This is a genomic window from Niabella sp. CPT15-335-S11 (genome assembly GCF_058792415.1).
This window is the reverse complement of record NZ_JBYTEI010000002.1, coordinates 754,708-772,803: the sequence shown is the minus strand read 5'-3', so window position 1 is coordinate 772,803 and position 18,096 is coordinate 754,708. Positions and strand designations below refer to the sequence as shown.

Sequence of the window (18,096 nt, the reverse complement as noted above, 5' to 3'; positions counted from 1 at the left end):
CCAAATAGCAGGTTCCACCAGGGTGTTACAGCGCTGCCCTGGTTTATGCCGGCAAAGTTAACTCAATGCCGTCGATTAGGGAACCGAAATCGAACGTTATGACAAAAATCATAAGGGGCTCGGAGGAAGATCATGTGGCGATGAACGAGTTTGAGAATTATTTGGTTCGATATCTTTGCATGCATATGATCGCGAAATTTTCTGAAAGGGTAATCCTGATTGGGTTACGTTACCGGTACATTCTATTAGGGTTGATATTAATATCTCAGATTAGCAGTGTCAGTGCTGTGGTTTGGACTGCGCCGCCGCGGCATTTACCGGCTGTTTCCAAAACAAAGCCGGCCCTGATCCCGCTTCCGAGGGAACTGCGATGGGGTACCGGCCGCTTCGAATTCACCAAAGCAACCAAAGTTTTTGTGGGAGATATCAGTTTTGGAGATGTTGCAGAGTATTTTCGGAAAGATCTGTCAGGGAAAGGTATTCATCTGCGGATTAGCCGTCGTCCGGCTGGGGAAGATGCACCAGTAGTCCTGCGCCGCCTGACCAATCCCGCCGTACTGCCAGGGAACTCGGGGGCTATCGCGGAGGGCTATCAGCTTAGTGTCACGAAAGGAAAAATTATCCTGGCAGCTTTTACACCACACGGTATATTTAACGGGCTGCAAACCCTTCGGCAACTGACCGACGACGCTGGTAAAGTCTCTATCTGTGAAATTCTCGACTGGCCCGCATTTTCATGGCGGGGTTATATGGTGGATGTAGGAAGGAATTATCAATCGATGGCGTTATTAAAGGAACAGGTGGAGATGATGGCCCGGTACAAATTAAATATTTTTCATTTCCATGCTACTGAAGATATTACCTGGCGCTTCGAAAGCAAGAAGTATCCGCAACTTACAGCCTCGGATAATATGCTCAGGGATCCCGGTAAGTTTTACAGTGAAAAAGAATTGAAGGAATTGATTGCCTTTTGTAAAGAGCGGTTCATCACCCTCATCCCTGAAATCGATATGCCCGGCCATAGCGCCGCTTTCCGGAGAGCTATGGGCACAGATATGCAAACCGAAGATGGTACGCGCCTCGTGAAAAATATCCTGAATGAGTTTTTGGATACTTATAAACTTCCTTACCTGCACATTGGGGGTGATGAAGTAAAAATCAAAAATTATAATTTTCTCCCTGAAGTGATAAAATTGGTTCAGGGTAGGGGAGTTTCAACGATAGGGTGGAGTCCCGGCGGTAACCTGGACAGCCAGACGATTCGTCAGCTCTGGGCTGAGGGAGCGGGGGGACTGAAGAGTGCCGGCTACAAACTGCTTGATTCGAGGCACCTTTACCTGAATCACATGGATCCGTTTGAAGGTGTAACTACCCTGTTCAACCGGCAGGTACTGAATCTTAAAGCAGGCGATTCGCTGCATTTGGGAGCTATTCTGTGCAACTGGCCTGACAGAAGGGTAGCGCACGAAGAAGATGCTATCCGGATGAATTTGGTTTATCCGGGAATGCTCAGCTTTGCGGAACGTACTTGGAGAGGTGGTGGCATACCAGGCTGGCAGGCCAATATCGGCGGGCCGGATGAGCAAAGGACCAAAGATTTTTTTGAGTTCGAAAGCATGCTGCTGGAACATAAGGACCGGTATTTCAAGAACCGGTCATTCCCCTACGTAACGCAGCGTCGGATGGAATGGAAGCTGTTTGGGCCCTTTGATAACGGCGGAGTTCTTTCGAAGAAATTTGAGCCGGAGCAGGATGCGCGCAATGTACGCGAAGCCAAGCCCTATAAGGAGATCATGGGAGCCACCGTCATACTCAGGCATTGGTGGGCTCCGCTGATTGCGGGGGCACTTGATAGTGTGGCCCGGGAAAACACGACGTGGTATGCGACCACGCGGATCTGGAGTAGCCAGGCAGGAATGAAAGACTTTTGGATTGGGTTTAATAATTTCTCACGTTCCTATGCGACGGATTCGCCGCCGGCCGGAGCCTGGGACACCCGTCAGAGTGGTGTTCGCGTAAACGGTACCTGGATTGCGCCCCCCGATTGGAAAAGAGCCGGGCAGAAAGGAAACTCCGAAGTTCCTTTAACGGATGAGGGCTATGAATATCGCGCGCCAACAAAGATCTATTTACGAAAGGGCTGGAACGATGTACTGGTCAAAGCGCCGGTGGGCTCATTTAAAGGAAAAGACTGGCAAAATCCTGTCAAATGGATGTTCACTTTTGTGCCTTTGTCAAATTATTAAGCTGAGATTGAGGCTGAGACTGAGGTTGGGGTTCAGGCTAAGCCTCCCGTCCGGAGGCCTGCCCGCCGAAGGAGGGTAAACCTGCCTGACTACAGTAGCAGGACTTAAATATATGATAAATATGGTATAATAAACAAATTTAATATTATATATATCCGCTCGTACCCAACGGTACGTTCGGGCGGTTAATATCTAAGGTCTTGCGTCTACAATCTAATGTCTAGCGTCTATTGTCTAGGGTCTAATATCTAGCGTCTAACATCTACTTCATCACCCCAGTTCAATCAGGATCTCTCCTTCCAGGACCGTATCATTCTTGTGGACCATAATCGCTTTTACTTCACCGTCCTTATCTGCATTAATATTATTCTCCATTTTCATGGCTTCCAGCACCAGTACTGTCTGACCTACCGCCACTTTGTCGCCTACTTCTACAAAAATGTCCAGGATCTTCCCGGGTAACGGAGACTTAATATTTTTGGATTTTTTCACCGCATCCGGCTTGGCGGTCTTTGCCGTAGATGCTTCAACATCCGTGGAGGGAACGGAATAAGAACGGGTAAGCTTGGGTGTTTTCGTCGTCTTTAGCTGACGGTCAACCTCTACCTCATAAATCACTCCATTTACCCTGACGGTAGCTGTCTGGTCTTCAATGTTCATTACGTCAACCTGGTAATCTTTATTGTTGATCGTCAGTTTATAATTTTTCATATTCTTTCGATTTAGCGGTGACCGGTTATTTAAAGAATTTCCTGGGGGTTCTTTGGGGCATTTGTTTCATATTATAGATCTTCGAACTCCAGGGAGAATAAGGCCGTATTACTTTCTGAATGGTGATAATTTGTTCTTCAATGACGGTAGCCCGATAGGTATATAATTGAAGCGCCACCGCAATGGCGGCTACTATTTGCGCCTCTTCATCATGGGTAACGATAGTTGCCGATTGAACTCGTTCTGGCGTGAGCGGATCTTTTTTCGGCGACCTTTTGCCAAAAATTCCCATATTAAAATGTATTAATAATTAATTTAAAGTGGAATATTTCCGTGCTTTTTGGGGATAACCGTTTCCTTCTTGGTAGCCAGCGCCTGGAATGCCCGGATCACCCTGAACCGGGTGGTGTGCGGCACGATAACATCATCGATGAAGCCCAGGGACGCTGCTTCGTAAGGATTGCTGAACTTATCCTCGTATTCCTTTTCGAACTTTTCACCCGCAATTTTCCTTTCTTCAGGATCCTCAATACCCAGCATTTTACGTCCGAAAAGAATTTCCGTAGCTCCTTTAGCTCCCATTACCGCAATTTCGGCCGTCGGCCACGCATAATTGATGTCCGCCCGGAGATGCTTTGAGCTCATCACAATATAAGCACCTCCGTAGGATTTTCTGAGTTCAATAGTGACTTTCGGAACAGTGGCGGCGCCGTAAGCGTAAAGCAGCTTCGCACCGTGAAGGATAATTCCGCCGTATTCCTGAGCAGTACCTGGCAAAAACCCGGGTACATCCACAAGGGTCAGTATAGGAATATTAAAAGCGTCACAGAATCTCACAAAACGGGCTGCTTTCCTGGATGCATTTATGTCCAGCACACCGGCCAGGTAATTTGGCTGATTAGCCACAATGCCCACAGACATTCCATCAAACCGGGCGAAGCCTGTTACGATGTTCGGTGCGTACAAACGCGATACTTCTAAAAATTCCTTGTTATCCGTGATGGCGTGGATGATATCTTTCACATTATAGGGCTTTGCCGCGCTGTCGGGGATGATCGTATCCAGTATCTGTTCCTGTCTGTCGATAGGGTCATCCGTAGGTATATAGGGCGGATCCTCCAGGTTGTTTTGCGGCAGATAGGACAGCAGTTTGCGAAGGAGCATGATACCTTCCTGTTCATTGTCTGCTACAAAGTTCGCAACACCGGATTTAGTGGCATGTACCCTTGCGCCACCCAGCTCTTCGTCTGTCACATCCTCGCTGGTAACCGTTTTAACCACCTTTGGCCCGGTGAGGAACATATAGCTGTTCGTTTTGGACATGATGATAAAATCCGTCAGGGCAGGGGAATACACGGCACCGCCTGCACAGGGGCCGAAAATCGCCGTGAGTTGGGGAATTACACCTGAGGCAAGGATGTTCCGTTCAAAGATTTCCGCGTAACCAGCCAGGCTCCTGACACCTTCCTGGATTCGGGCTCCGCCCGAATCGTTAAGTCCAATGACCGGTGCTCCTATTTTCATCGCCTGGTCAAGGACTTTGCAGATCTTATGAGCCACCATTTCACCCAGTGAACCTCCAAAAACTGTAAAGTCATAAGCATAAACGTAAACCAATCTGCCATCAATCGTGCCATATCCAACCACCACACCATCCGTATACGGCCTTTCTCTATCGATCCCGAAGTCTGTGCAACGGTGGTGCACAAACATGTCAAATTCCTCAAAACTGCCGTCATCCAGCAAAAGGTCGATTCGTTCGCGGGCCGTCAATTTACCCTTTTTGTGCTGAGAATCGATTCGTTTTTGTCCGCCTCCCATTTTGGCCTCCTCGCGCTTTTCAAGGAGCTTTCTGATTTTACTTTCTGTACTCATGTCGGGTTATTGTGAGATATTAATAACACAGGTTTTCGGAGCCAATTCATCCGGGAAAGGGTGGAGTGAATCAAAGTGTCCCTTTCGTTTCAGCCGCCACGCTTATCCTTGTCTTTATCTTCACAGAGCTCTGTCAGCACCCCATGCGTTGAAGCAGGATGCAGGAATGCAATTTCCAGCCCCTCAGCCCCTTTCCTCGGGGTATTGTCGATCAGCCGGATATCTTTTGATTCCAATTCGGAAAGAGCCGTTTCGATTCCTTCCACGGCAAATGCGATGTGATGGATACCTTCACCCTTTTTCGAGATAAATTTTCCGATTGGACCTTCAGGGTCTGTGCTTTGCAACAGTTCGATCTTGGTCTGTCCGATTCTGAAAAAGGCCGTTTTCACTTTTTGATCTGCCACTTCCTCAATGGCATAACATTGCAGACCAAATACCTTTTCCCAGTATGGTATGCTCTCTTCGAGGCTCTTAACGGCAATGCCGATGTGCTCAATATGGCTCAAGTTCATGTGCAGACAGATTAATCGGATCGAAAGGCAAAGTTAACGGGACTTGAACGAATGGTTGTATTCACCATCATGAAATGACCTGATGTTCATCATATTTTACGGCGAAGCAGGAAATTATTGTATTACGATCGCTTTTGACATTGACGTATGCGCGCTGAAGTAGCCCAACGCCCCCCCTTGGATATTTGAGACAGGATTATCCGGTGTGGCGCTTTGACCCTGGCCGAAGGCCCCTTGCTCCAGGCTGTATAAGTACAGGTAATTAGCCTGGTCTATACATCGAAATTCAACCCTGAGCTGATCATCTTTTTCAAGAGTTGTGGTTTCATCTCCAAAAACAATGAGGTCGTAAGTGACTTTCTTCCCGTCAAACAATTCATCCTTCAAAATAAAAATCGACATTTCTTTCATGCCATTCACGAATTGGATAAAACGATAGGTATTACCGATACCTGGCGGATCCTGGAATTCAACGGTAGCGAATTCCTTGATTTTCCCGAGGAAAGATCTTTTCGTGACGTAAAGCGTGTCGAGGTACACTTTTTCCGGTATTGTGGAAACAGCAGTGAAAATCTGTCCGTTTATTTTCACTGTCAGTGTATAGCGGTTACCGGGCCTTCCGCTAAAGTTCAGACGATAGATGCCGTCGCCGATGTCGATCAGTTTTCTATCTACCCCCTCATTTTCCCTGATTGAAATTTCCGCTCCGCTGATTCCTCTGAATTTGTTGGAATCATTGATGTTTAATGTTTGCGAAAGATTTACCCTGCATGAGTTCATCTGGTCGCTGATCATCCCCTCGATAACGTATTTCTTCTCAGTATCAGCGATAGACACGTGGATTACTTTTTCACAGGAACCCAGCGTTGCTAAACACAACAACAAAATGGTCGAAACTTTCAGTGATGTAATCCGGATCATTCTCAAAATTTGAAATTATAGGAAATGGACGGGACTAACTTAAAGAGAGAGGTCTGCACGGCATCGGTACGCGAAGGATCGTCCTTATTCTGGCGAAAACTGATCAGGTAGGCATTCTCCCTGGCATAAGCGTTGAAGAGGCCAAAGGCCAGTTCCGATGAAAAATTCCTTCGTTTTTTAAATTGACGGGTTATACCCAGATCCAGCCTGTGATAATCGGGCATTCTGGACGCATTTCTCCTGCCATAATAAAGGGCAATCTGATTATCCACCACGTACTTGCCCGCCGGGAATGTACCGGCATCTCCTGTGTAATAAACCCAGTTGGCGGAGAAATTCCAATTTTTATTTAACTGATAATTCAGCACGATGTTTATGTCGTGCGTCCTGTCCTGCCGGGCATTGTACCATTCGTTGTCGTTAATGCCGTCTATCTTTCTTTCAGTTTTTGAAAGGGTATAGTTTATCCAGCCAGTAAAAGCACCCCTGTTTTTCCGTAGCATTATTTCCCAGCCATACGCCCGCCCTATACCAAATAAGACCTGCGATTCAATGGCATCGTTGGTAAACACATCCGCTCCCGAGCGATAGTCAATTTCGTTCCTGGTCGCTTTGTAATATACTTCGGTTGTAAACTCATAGACATTATTTTTTAAATTCCGATAATATCCTAAAGAATACTGATCTGAAATTTCGGGCTTTATCACGTTGGTGCTGATCAGCCATTTGTCCGTAGGTGTATTGGTCGCGGAGTTGGAAATGAGATGAAGGTTCTGAACATTACGCCCATAGGATGTTTTAATGGAGCTTTGGTTATTCAGGATAAAACTTGCTGCCAGTCTGGGTTCCGGATTCAGGTAGTTTTTGACAAGTTGCCCTTTATTATAGTGAAGCGTATCTGTCACACGCCCTGTTTTATCTACGTTGTAAAAATTCCCTAGCCCTAAAATAGAGAAAGATGATAAGCGCAATCCCCAGGTCAGGTTAAGCCAATTGGCTGTCTTCCAGGTATCCGTAAAAAAGACGGCATTTTCCCACCCATAGCGGTCCTGCAAATAGAAGTTATTGTAACTGGTGATGTCTGAACTGGTAACCTGTCCGGGTTTGAGCGCATGGTAAATGGAGTTAAAACCAAAACGTAGGGCGTGCGAACTTTTGGGAAACCATTGGAATTCCTGTTTCAGGTTGATGTCCCGGATTTCAGAGTATATATTGAAATGATTGCTGGTGCTCTCCAGCTGGATGTTATAGTCGAAGTTACTGTAGATTAATGATGTGTTGGAGAAGACGCGGTTGCTGAATATATGGTTCCAGCGCAGCGTGCCCGTGGCATTTCCCCAGTCGATGCTGAACTGTTTATCCAGCCGCAGATAATCCCTGCCCAGGTAGCCGGAAATGAACAACTTATCTTTCTTCCCCATGTCAAAATTCATTTTAGCGTTCAGATCATAGAAGTACAACCTGTTTTTTTTGATAAGGGTATCTTTCGAAAGCCCCAGGAACAGATCGGCATAGGTCCTCCTGCCCGAAACCAGGAAGGAAGACCGGTCTTTTCTGATGGGTCCCTCCAGGTTTAATTTGGTTGAGATCAGACCGATACCACCGCTCATACCCATTCTTTGGTTATTGCCTTCGTTCATTTTTATATCCAGCACGGACGAAAGTCTGCCACCGTACTGTGCAGGGATCGCGCCTTTAAATATCGTGATATCCTTGATCATTTCGGGATTGAAGGTGGAAAAGAATCCAAGCAGATGAGAAGCGTTATAAACGGTTGCTTCATCTAAAAGGATCAGGTTCTGGCCGATGGATCCACCGCGGACATAAAAGCCGCTGCTGCCTTCTCCTGCCGGTTTGATGCCGGGTAAAAACTGGATCGCTTTAAGGATATCCCGCTCTCCGAAAAACATGGGAATGGATTCAACGTCCTTCATCGTCAATCTTTCGACGCCCATTTGAGTCCCGGCTATAGAGCGCCCCCTGGAATGGGCGGTTACGGTGACATTCTCAAGATCCTGCACTTGTTCTGTAAGTCGCATATTTTTCTGCAAATTTCCCTTAAGAGTGATTTTTTCTTTTATTGGTGCGTAGCCGATAGCGGAATAGCTGATTTCATAGTCACCCGCCGGGACAGTCAGCGAATAGAATCCATATTCGTTGCTGCTGGTACCCGTGGCATTGCTCCCCAATTCAATGCTGGCGTTGATCAGGGATTCTCCGGTCCGGTCGGATTTTATATAACCGCTGATGGTGTATTTGTCCTGACCCTGAGCCGTCCACATGATGATCACCCCGAGTATTGTAAGAATAGATCTAACTGACATTGTAAAGACCGCGCGGAGACCTATCCCGCATTTTTGGGTGGAAAAATAAAGGATAGGGGTTTCGCTCTGAGATGTGCGCCTAATATACTTAAGAGTTGCGGGTATTGCTTCAGCCTTATCCCGCGCGATTTTACTGCCACTATAAATGCCAGCGAAAAACTAATCAGAAAATTAAAGAATCCCACACCAAGTACGCCCAGGAACACGGTCATGAAATAGTTAAAGGGAATATTATGGATACCCACGCCATAAACACCAATAGCCATATTCCCGGAGGAGATGGTGATATGTCTGATATCAAAAGGAACCCCGAAAATCTTTCCCAGCGGGGCCGCCATTCCCAGGAAAAAACCCAGACTGATATTACCCGCGTAGGATCCTGCGTGCTTTTCAATAAACCTGGCTAACCAAAGTACGCCCTTCTTTTTTTGTCCTTCATCCGGCGAACCCAATTCGCCGATTCTTTTTCCAACCCGGCCAAATCGTACTTTGTTTTGCACATATCCCGCAATAAGACCGCTCAGAAAAAGGAATACGCCTGTATTGCACGCATAGAGTAATGACATGCTTTGAAATGGATGCTGATCCTGCAATAACTGGACAGCTGCCCTTCCTGACGAAATCTTTTCATGAAAAATATGATGGTAAATCCAGGCCAGTAAATAGGTCCCCGGAAATACAATGACGAGGTTACCAATGAAAGAGGCTGTCTGACTCCTCACCACCCTGGCTACCGTCAAAGCCAGGTTATTTAAATCCGGACTCCCATTATTTTTCTTGGAATCAAGTGAAACGGCAACTGCATTGGCCGTAAATGCTGGCTGCTTAGTGGCTAGTGTAGAGCCCGATTGATCAATAGCCACAAAACCCACGCTGTAATTGATGCTGTACCAGAAGCCCTGCCAGAAATGTGCGTAATGCAGACGCCCCAGGAGGTTCTTAAAGATCGCCACAAAGCAAATGATCAGTCCTCCCCACATCGCACTGACAATCATATGGAGATATTCCTTCCGGGTAGCCGTAATGTACTTACTCCCTTTTTCTCCCTTATGCTCTGCTATCTGGTAAGCGACATAGCTGAAAGTCTGAGAAGCAAATTCCCGGATACTATATTTCAGATTCTCATTCCTGACCAGTATTTTAAACATATCTACAAACTGGCCCATTTCGAAGGAATCATCATTGTCGATCATATCAATCAGGAGCACCATTCTCCTAACTCTCGCGCCCGCCATCAGCAGTAAATAACTCTGCCGGATACTGGTCCCTCTGGCAGCTTTGCGGCGGGTGATATAATCGATTTCATCTTCGATTTCAAACAATACGGTCTTCAGCCTGTTGCAGGCTTCCTGAATATTATCAGGCGATGATTTTGCCTGTTGCGTCAGGTCATACAGCTTCCTGCTTTGCCTGGTGAATGGACTTTCCTGCGGTGTTCCGGAAACAGAAGTAAAGTCTCGGATCTCATCTTCTAGTCCGATATTGGCCACTTTAAAAGAAAGCACACGGAGGGCGGAAAGAATATGTCCCTGCAGACTGGGATCAGACGCCTGGAGGGTAAACTGAAGTAACTCAAAAAAACTAATCCAGGTAGTTCGTTTTATTCCGTTAACCCAAATATAATCGTATTTCTCATGAAAAATACGGTTCAGTACATAAAGAAAATCGTCCTTATTTTGTTCTGGCGGGAGGATTTTATGGTCGATCCTGCTGATCAGCTCGTGCCAAAAGTTGCTGCCTACCGGTATACCGCTTTCTGTCAGCGAAGATTCCAGGTTACTGTTAACCAACTGGACGAGTATAGCATGGCGCAATTTTCGCGCGACAAAAGGATGAACTTCTATAAACTGGATTGCCTCTTGAAGGTTCTCCTCAGCTTCCTTCCTGTCTTTCAGATCAGAGGGTCTGACGGAATTGAAAAATGCAACCAGGAAATTCAGACATTCATTTCTTGTGCCCACGGGGCAAACCTTATCATCTTCGAGGTTCCGCAGTAACTCATTTTTGCCCGGCAATATTTCTTTTTGAATCAACATCTATGATTCCATTGTTGAAGGGTAATTCAGTCTGTTTCTTTGTTTTGAATGACTGCCAAAATTAAAGGAAGATGATTATTTGTGAACAGGTTGCCCGAACCTGTTTGCCAGGTTCATAACAAGCTGACGATTCTGGTTCGTTCAAAGCTTTGTCCGGTGCTTCCCTTTTCAGTCGGGCTGAATGGGCCGTCCCGCGTAAATCCGTGCCGCGGCAATATGAAGGGCTGACCCTATCATTCTCGAGCATTTTCATAACTGAGTGAAGTTAAGTCAAATCGTATTTTGTTCTCTAATTTGTTACATACCAAACGTTCAGGACGATTTTAAATTTCCTGGGGGGTGTTAAAATTTTTTAACATTCACGAGATTTTGCACCATGGTTCAATGACGATTTGGGCATGAATAAGTGCGTGAAGTTCTGAGGTTGGCGGTACCGAAGACCGAAAATGGAGCAGCTTGCATTCTTTTAGCTGATTTAATTGGGAGTCGAGCCGGTGCGAAACCTTATTCCGTTCCTGGGCGAATATTGGCTCCGGAAATTGCGGTTTTGTCGGCTTTGTGACCATAACATTAAATTCACCAGTTTTAAAAGAGGTTGAATGTGCGGAATATCTATATTTGCATACTTTAGTATATGAAGAGCCATCCTAAACTGTTTTGATAGTATGCTTTTCTTGCTTGTAAGTTCTTCTTTCTTATGAGAATTATTGTAATAGCCGACAATGCCTCCGGAGGAGAAAGACCCCAACGTTTGGTTAACTGGGCCAGGGAATTGCATTTCAATACCCTAACCTGGAACAAAAATGAAATTGATCATTCGCTGAATAGTCAGTCAAATGGTCTGCCGGTACTGATTTTCTTAGAGGATGGGCTTTTTAAACCTGGATCTTTAGATTTTATAACCGAATTGTCAAAAGATTTCCTGGGAGTACCCATACTGGTATTTGGAGAATCCAACGATCTGCGGTTAATGGTGAACTTTATCAGAGCAGGGGTACGCGGGTTCATTCCGGAGCAGGCTACGAGGGAAGACATCGACAGGATTGTGACTTGCGTAGCTGATGGCGGCGCCTTTGTGAGCAATTCTGTGATCACCAAGGTCTTTAATTATCTGCATCGGCAGTCTCACCTGGATGAAAAACTCACGCTCAGGCAGCGGCAGATAGCTGAGTCCATTTTAGACGGACTCAGTTACAAACTAATTGCCGACAGGTATCAGATTTCAATCGATACCGTACGTCAGCATATTAAGAACATTTATAAAGTACTTCGGATAAATAGCAAAGCGGAACTAATGGCCATACTTAAATTTCACTATTTTTAACCCGGCCTCACATTTTTATGTGATGACCAGGATTGCGCTTTCTGAGAGCAGTTCATTACATTTGCAGGTCGTTTTAATGAGAAAATTCTCCAACTGGCTACCACCATTTTTAGTTCTGATAACTTACGGACAGCAACAAGTCAACGGACAGACATGGGAAGTCCGCTATGGATTCAGATTTGATACGGTTTCCGTGAGGGCTGGAGAGACTTTTTCCAATAGTTTATGGGTTGAAAATGTCTCTGCTAAAGAGGTGTGGCTTTTCCGGGCAAACCCTGAACAATCCTCAAAGGGTCTGCTTAATCTTCCTGATAGCATCCATTTATTGCCCTTCGAGAAAAAATCGTTTCCTGTTAAGTTCTTTGCCGACAGGCTAACGATCCAAAGAAATTTTCAGGAATTTCCTGTGAAGTTGGTGGCTACGCGGGAAAATGTTACCGTTCAGGGAGGCACGGCATTTCGGGTTCAAATAGAAGGTACACGAGGGATCATCATTGATACAGGAGAATCTGAGCTCTATTTCGGACTTGGAACAAATCAGGCAAAACTAACCGTGCAGTGTTATAACCACGGGTTGATAACTTCGGCCATTCGGTTAAACCTGGCAAACAGTCAAAATGGTTTGAAGGTTACCGGTATTGAAGACACAATTCAACTGGATCCGGGAAGGCAGCGATCTGTTGTTTTAACTATAAGCTATCCGGTCAACAAACGGATTGCGGCTGATTTTTCGGTCACGGTTGTCGCTTCGGATGCATCAGGTGAACAACTTGCAGCAAAGACGATCAGGATTGTGAATATTGCTAGTATCAAGCGTCTCGAACCGGTTTGGCAAACTGGCACGCAATATAAATCAAACCTGATTTCGCTTCGTTATCTGACGATGAGCAATACGATGTCCGCCTGGCAACTTCAGGGAAGCGGAATGCAAGCACTGGCAGGGAATCGAAAACTCAGCTACCGATTCAACACCGACTATATGGGTAGCTCGGATGGTAAAACGGTACATATGTACGATTCTTACATCGACTTCCAGTCAGCCAGGTGGGGTATCCGCGCCGGGAGCGTATATGACGCGTTTGATTTTAATATAAACGGAACGGGGATCAAAGCAAATATAAGAACCGGAAAGAGTGGATCGCTGAATGTCTACGGTTTAAACAACAATTACCTGATCTATTCCAGCCCGAGCAGCTTTCCCAAGTTTTTAGGGCAAACCGTAGCCGTCGCCTATAAAGAAAATCGGACACCCGACAAAAGCAAACTGTTCGACATTATCGGGAATTCAGATATATATACAAAAGTAAATACATTGTTGACTTCAGGATCGATAACTACGCCGTTAAACGAAAAAGTTAGTCTTGGGCTGGAAGGTGGATATAGCCTGCTCAGCAAGGATAGTAGTGCGGAGCGGGCCATTCCAGGGTTCGCAGCCGGCCTAAGACTTAACACTGACAAGTCTCGTCTTCGGGTTGAGAGTTATAACTATTATTCTTCCCCTTACTATGGGGGGCTGAGACGGGGTGTGCTTCAACTGGACAATAGCATTTTGTTTCCGCTTGACACAAATAAATCATTGTCTTTCTCAGTGCGCTTGCTGAAGAATACGCCAAGGCTGCCTTATGAGCCCGGAGACGAGTATCTTGAAAAAACGGAGAGCCGCGGGAACAATTTTTACGAATTGAGTTACCGCGTTAGAGTCGGAGCCTGGAATATTTCTTTGAAACCCTATTATTACTCGCAGTTTATCAAAATGTTCAATACAGTGGATCGCTTGCGGTCTCAATCATTTCGCACCAGGCTTCAATTGAACAATTTTGGTACAATACATAAGGTCTCACTTGACGCAGATAATGGCTACACTTTACAGTCTATTCCCGGGAGACCATTGAAAGGCTTTATTTCCTCGCGCGTCATTACGAATTATAAGGGGCCCATATTTGGGTTTTCTGCATTTTTTCAGATGAACAGCTATTATCTGGCAGATCTGCCTGCGCTGAATCTTGAACGCCCCGGTTATGTGTATCTGACCCTGGGCCCGGATGCAAGTTTCGATATTCTGAAAAAAAAGATGTCAGCTTCTCTGGCGGCCAGATACAACTATGCGGGGTACAATCACAATGCAAACTACACGATCAACGGAAACGTTCACTGGAGAGTGAAAAATAATTGGACAGTATCTGCGGATATATTATATGGGGTGAACAGGCAACGTTCCCTTTACGACGTCGCCGTAGGTGAACGCGTGAAACCCGACCCACGGGACCCTACCTTTATTTCATGGTATTATAATCACCAGTTCCGCGTCGGAATTGAAAAAGGCTTTGGGCGAAAAGCCAATTCCCTCGACCGTAAGCTGGAACTTTTCTTCTTTGCCGATCTGAACGCTAATGGAGTGCACGATCCAGGTGAACCTGCCGCCTCCGAAGTGTTGGTGAGAATAGATGGGACCACGGCTATAACTAACGCCAAGGGCGTTGTGAAGTTCATCGGGGAGAAAGATAAATTCTATTCGGTTTCGATTGCTGGGACTAAAAATTTTAGTCTGTTAAATCCTGTAGAGATGACACTTAGGAGAAATACTCGTATGGAAATTGCACTCGTTAAAACAGCAGTTCTTACAGGTAAGCTGGAGTATGTGGCCGAGAAGTATGTCGGCAATGCACCGCCTCCATCCGGCCCGAAGGTGAAGGCAGTGGCTTCAAACGGCGTTGAACAAAGCACGCTGACAAATGAACAGGGTGAATTTATGTTTTATCTACCTGTAGGTGGTTATACCGTTTCTGTGGAGACACGGGGGCTTCATTTCAAGATGGTCCTGGAAAAACAGACTGTAAAGTTGGCGCCTGGGGAAAAAAGGGATATCGTTTTTAAATATGTTTACGAGGATCGAAAGGTTGAAGTATCCCAGTTCTGATTTGGTCAGTGTGCTGTTAATGTATAAATGACCGTGCCGCTGTAGACGTCTGCTTTTTTATTTAAGAGATTCTGTGTTTGAGTGGAGGGAATCTGGTACCGAATATCAAAGTATTGGTCTATGGTAGCCGACCATCCGCTAATAAGTAACTGATTTGTTGCTGACAGTTGGACCGTGTTCACATTCGCCTGGGGAGTTGTAGGCCCAACGCTCATGATACTCACAGGCAGTATGTCGCCCGATGGTGATATAAAATTTTGATTGCCTGCTTTTACGCTTATGTCAAAAGGTGTGGTTTTGCTTACCTGGAGATGGTTCGGCTTGTCTATAACTACACCATTTTTATAATCAACTGCGGATTGCAGGGTCATATCAACCTGGTTGCTGGTCACATTCAGCTCGGCTAGGTCGCTGACTGTGACATTCAGGGTTAAGGGTTTATTGTAAGTCGCGGACGGCCCACTCAAATCAGCGTTGCTGCCCGCCAGCGCAACGGTAGTTGAGTAATTTCCCATGTTCGTGAAACCTGTTTTCAAACCGGGGCTGCTGATTGAGAACTGTAGAGAAACGTCGGTGCTATTACCAATTCCCACGGCTGCACTGTTTACAGAGACCTGTGGTATTGTTCCCAGCTGAAAGGGGCTTCCAGAGGGCCAGATACTCTGTACCTGTATTTTATCTGCATTTGCATGCGGGTCACTGACACCGGCGTAGCCCCCTGAAAAATAAAGCTGCGATGCTGTGGAGGAAAGAGAAAGTTTGAACGGTACAGTATGCCATAGGGATACAGTCTTGGTTGTGCTGATGGTTTGATTACGAAAAAAACTCAGACTATTCACGTTAAGGGTAATAGATCCAGGATCCATTTTTTCAGCTATAAATGCAGGTACATTAATCGAGAACATGACTTCGCCAGGCAAAACCTGGGCTTTGTAATTGTACAGAACACCAAATACGAGGGTTGTCGAATAGTAGGCTGCCAGCCATGCGTAGGCTGCCAGGTTTGGGGCTGTATATCCCATGGAAAATGGGCCTGATGTGAAGCTGCCGCCGCTTGAAATTGTCTGAGGGGTATTGTTTATCAGTGTGACGGGAGGTTCCCAAATGGTTCCATGCAGGAGTGCGGCTGTAAATTTTCCTATCGGGATGGAAGTTCCGGCCGTTGTCTCCGTTGGATCCTGTTTTCCCATAATAGTAACCTGGCGCTTGTTAGAGGGGCCATTATTGGTCAAAGAATATCCAGAGACAACATTTGTGGCTTGTCCAACTGTTAGGGCGTTCTGGTCAATAGTGAGCAATCCATCCTGAGCTTCTATGATGCCCGCGCAACTATTTAGTCCCACGAGCAAGATCACGCAGATGGAATTATTCCGCCACATGGATGTTTTTTTCGGCTACTTTGATTTCGTTGTCTGCCGGAAAATCCATGATTGCTACCGCGAGATAATCACCCCGGGCCATTTTTTTGAGGGGGTAATTCAGGATCTGTTTGCTTAATGGCTGAATAGCTACTGGCACCGAATTTAGTTTGGTTTCTACACCCGTCTGTTTGTTGGTCAGTTCAAAACGAACGACTCCATCTTTGTTGATTTCCCCTGTATTTTCGAACGTCAATCTAAGTTGATGATCAACACTGTCCTTCACCTGTACCGGCTCATAGTCGAAGCCAATGAAATTCGACGTTCCCTGTTTGGCATTGGCGGGTGTATAGAATAGCTGGATGCCAAATTCTATCTTGATCATGATGCCGATAGCTGCTTTGGATTTTGGATCTAAAGCCTGCGCCTGGCGTTGGGTGAAAAAAAGCATGCTGTTGGTAGTAAAATTCCCAGTATCAGCCTCCGGGATTTTCATGCTGACCGTGAAAGTCCTGGTTTCGTTCGGACCAATGGACAGGCTGGTTTGAGGCAGGTTGATCTCTGCAGCATTTGAATGTGGCAGCGTGCTCATCGGAAAGTAACGTTTGTTACCCAACGAATCTCGGTCCCAGTCCTGAAGTCGTATCAGGAATTCATAGGGTTCGGTACCTCCGTTGGTTATGGCCAGCTTTTCGCTGACAGTCTCACCGGGGGCGCCTTTAAAAAAAAGGCGCATAGGTGAAATAGATATCTGTTGACCAAGTACGGCTTTGCCACATAGAGCCAGTGAAAAAGCGAGTAGGATGAGAGGACGTTTCAATTTTTTAGAATTGTAAGGCTGTACAACAGCAGTTTAGATCTGGTATGTGGTCCGCGAGTCAGCGATTGCTTAAGTCTGCTGAGCAGAAGTATAATTATATCGCTGTTGTAGAATAGGTGATTGTTGTGTTATATGTGATCCCCGTACTGCTCTTCGCGGCTGTGGATGGGAATAATACCGTTTTTGCCTGGTCCACTGGAATGGCATATTTGATATCAAAGCCCTGGTCAAGGGTAGCTAAGGCCCCGGTAACAATAGTTTGAGCCGTCGTTGTGGGCGTTATTTCTGTTCCGTACGTAGCTCCACCGTTAAGTTTGGCGCTGATTCTAAGAATAGACAGGGGAATGGTATTTGTGCCGTTCGAAAGTGCTCCGGATGCCAAAACCTGGATATTGTAATTTCTCGTGCTGGTGAATCTGAGTTGATCAGTCACTTCCACAGACTTCGCTGAGTTGTAATCCGATGCTGAGGCATAAGAAAAATTGACCGTCTGGGATCCAGCCGGCGTCGTGGCGGAAAATCCCGTAAAGTCTTTGAGCGTTACGTTTACGCTCACTGTTCCCTGTGCCTGTGTGTGAAAAGGGTTCAAGGCAAAAATGGCAATGCCAAGGACTAAAAAAGTCCGTTGTTGACTAAGTTGCATATATAGTTTTTTAGATAATAAAAAAATTGTTTTGTATTTTTTCAGGGTGCAAAGGTGAGATAGATTAGTTGAAAAAAAAAATTTTGACTATCACATAAAGATGTGAAAGATCAAAATAAATTAAGTGCTTTAGAGTTTCTAAACACTTCTAATTTCAGCGGCATTATTTCATCGGCGATCTTTGCAACGGTTATATACTACGAATATACGTATTTTTTTAAAGAAAAAAATTTTTTTTACCAAAATATGATATCCGTTTAATACACTGGCCAGACATCGTTGTTTCAAAACAAAAAAGCCCCCTCAACACCGAAGGTGTTGAGGGCTTTCAGGAAGATGAAATTTTATACGGGATTTTTTCAAGATCCCAATAAGGTGGGTTTACCCAAATCCCTTCAACACCGTA

13 protein-coding genes are annotated in these 18,096 nt (G+C 45.6%); 3 read left to right on the top strand and 10 right to left on the bottom strand.

Features of this window, described 5'->3' with window-relative positions; genetic code table 11:
- Positions 1–98 precede the first annotated feature (98 nt).
- Positions 99–2,246: a family 20 glycosylhydrolase gene (locus AC3WS5_RS09710; RefSeq protein WP_492467118.1), complete on the top strand. Its 2,148-nt coding sequence runs from the start codon at positions 99–101 to the stop codon at positions 2,244–2,246.
- A 270-nt stretch (positions 2,247–2,516) separates the two neighbouring features.
- Here AC3WS5_RS09710 and AC3WS5_RS09705 read toward each other — a convergent pair whose 3' ends face one another.
- The 7 genes from AC3WS5_RS09705 to AC3WS5_RS09675 all read right to left on the bottom strand — a co-directional run bounded on the left by AC3WS5_RS09705 (position 2,517) and on the right by AC3WS5_RS09675 (position 10,628).
- The gene (locus AC3WS5_RS09705; RefSeq protein WP_492467117.1) at positions 2,517–2,957 is read right to left on the bottom strand and encodes a biotin/lipoyl-containing protein; all 441 of its coding nucleotides are present in this window, start codon (positions 2,955–2,957) and stop codon (positions 2,517–2,519) included.
- 25 nt (positions 2,958–2,982) lie between these two features.
- Positions 2,983–3,249: a hypothetical protein gene (locus AC3WS5_RS09700; RefSeq protein WP_492467116.1), complete on the bottom strand. Its 267-nt coding sequence runs from the start codon at positions 3,247–3,249 to the stop codon at positions 2,983–2,985.
- Positions 3,250–3,272: 23 nt separating this feature from the next.
- A complete protein-coding gene (locus AC3WS5_RS09695; protein WP_492467114.1) occupies positions 3,273–4,832 on the bottom strand; it encodes an acyl-CoA carboxylase subunit beta in 1,560 nt (519 codons plus the stop codon).
- A gap of 89 nt (positions 4,833–4,921) precedes the next feature.
- Complete coding sequence (gene mce, locus AC3WS5_RS09690) at positions 4,922–5,347, bottom strand: methylmalonyl-CoA epimerase (protein ID WP_492467113.1); 426 nt, start codon at positions 5,345–5,347, stop codon at positions 4,922–4,924.
- Positions 5,348–5,461: 114 nt separating this feature from the next.
- Positions 5,462–6,268: a DUF4249 domain-containing protein gene (locus tag AC3WS5_RS09685; protein WP_492467111.1), complete on the bottom strand. Its 807-nt coding sequence runs from the start codon at positions 6,266–6,268 to the stop codon at positions 5,462–5,464.
- A 2-nt stretch (positions 6,269–6,270) separates the two neighbouring features.
- On the bottom strand, positions 6,271–8,592 hold the full coding sequence (locus AC3WS5_RS09680; RefSeq protein WP_492467110.1) for a TonB-dependent receptor: 2,322 nt from the start codon (positions 8,590–8,592) through the stop codon (positions 6,271–6,273).
- Positions 8,593–8,612: 20 nt separating this feature from the next.
- Positions 8,613–10,628 carry a site-specific recombinase gene (locus tag AC3WS5_RS09675; protein ID WP_492467109.1) on the bottom strand — a complete coding sequence of 672 codons (2,016 nt, stop codon included), beginning with the start codon at positions 10,626–10,628 and terminating at the stop codon, positions 8,613–8,615.
- Positions 10,629–11,325: 697 nt separating this feature from the next.
- On the opposite strand from AC3WS5_RS09675, the gene AC3WS5_RS09670 reads away from it, so the two are divergent.
- On the top strand, positions 11,326–11,952 hold the full coding sequence (locus AC3WS5_RS09670) for a LuxR C-terminal-related transcriptional regulator (RefSeq protein ID WP_492467108.1): 627 nt from the start codon (positions 11,326–11,328) through the stop codon (positions 11,950–11,952).
- A 76-nt stretch (positions 11,953–12,028) separates the two neighbouring features.
- Complete coding sequence (locus AC3WS5_RS09665) at positions 12,029–14,869, top strand: hypothetical protein (RefSeq protein WP_492467107.1); 2,841 nt, start codon at positions 12,029–12,031, stop codon at positions 14,867–14,869.
- 5 nt (positions 14,870–14,874) lie between these two features.
- Here the strand turns inward: AC3WS5_RS09665 and AC3WS5_RS09660 are convergent, their stop codons facing one another.
- The 3 genes from AC3WS5_RS09660 to AC3WS5_RS09650 all read right to left on the bottom strand — a co-directional run bounded on the left by AC3WS5_RS09660 (position 14,875) and on the right by AC3WS5_RS09650 (position 17,690).
- A complete protein-coding gene (locus tag AC3WS5_RS09660; RefSeq protein ID WP_492467105.1) occupies positions 14,875–16,248 on the bottom strand; it encodes a hypothetical protein in 1,374 nt (457 codons plus the stop codon).
- Entirely contained in the window at positions 16,235–17,047 is an 813-nt protein-coding gene (locus tag AC3WS5_RS09655) for a COG1470 family protein (RefSeq protein WP_492467104.1), read from the bottom strand. Before AC3WS5_RS09655 ends, AC3WS5_RS09660 begins: the two co-directional genes overlap by 14 nt.
- A gap of 94 nt (positions 17,048–17,141) precedes the next feature.
- Entirely contained in the window at positions 17,142–17,690 is a 549-nt protein-coding gene (locus AC3WS5_RS09650) for a hypothetical protein (RefSeq protein WP_492467103.1), read from the bottom strand.
- Positions 17,691–18,096: the final 406 nt, after the last annotated feature.